This is a genomic window from Clostridium boliviensis (assembly GCF_033342255.1).
Taxonomy (GTDB): domain Bacteria; phylum Bacillota; class Clostridia; order Lachnospirales; family Lachnospiraceae; genus Lacrimispora; species Lacrimispora boliviensis.
This window is the reverse complement of the sequence record NZ_JAWONS010000057.1, coordinates 1-466: the sequence shown is the minus strand read 5'-3', so window position 1 is coordinate 466 and position 466 is coordinate 1. Positions and strand designations below refer to the sequence as shown.

Sequence of the window (466 nt, the reverse complement as noted above, 5' to 3'; positions counted from 1 at the left end):
CATTCCGGCAGGAGCGCTCGTCCGATGGGTTTTCCCAGACTCTCTTCGTAGTTGGGATCGGTTCCGAGGAACAGCCAATTGATGGCGGTTTTCTCTTTGATAAAGGGGCTGGCCGAAGGATCGTTGTGATTATAGGCCGCGTTTTCTTCAGCGGTCGGAACGCCGCCCTTCTCCTGCAGATCCAACCAATACTGGAACCATTCCGTAAGCGTTTCCTTGGACAGCCCGATTTTGTTGCCGCTGTACAACTCCTCCCCCTTCGTTCGCGCAAAATAACTTAACAGTCCCGTTTGCTCCATCTCATTGGCCATGCCGTAAACGCCCGTCTTTTCACGGATCTTCACACACAGCTCCGCCAGCTCCTCCCAGCTGTAGTTTTCCTCCGGGAAGGTCACGCCGGCCTTTTCAAAAATCTCGGGGTTGTAGATGAACATCTGCGAGTTGATGGAGGTGGCCAGCCCGTACA

The 466-nt window shown here is 54.1% G+C and carries 1 protein-coding gene; it reads right to left on the bottom strand.

Going from position 1 to position 466, the window contains the following annotated elements; all coding sequences use genetic code 11:
* Positions 1 to 466: ABC transporter substrate-binding protein (locus tag RZO55_RS02680; RefSeq protein ID WP_318062752.1), on the bottom strand; the 466-nt coding region annotated here is incomplete at both ends.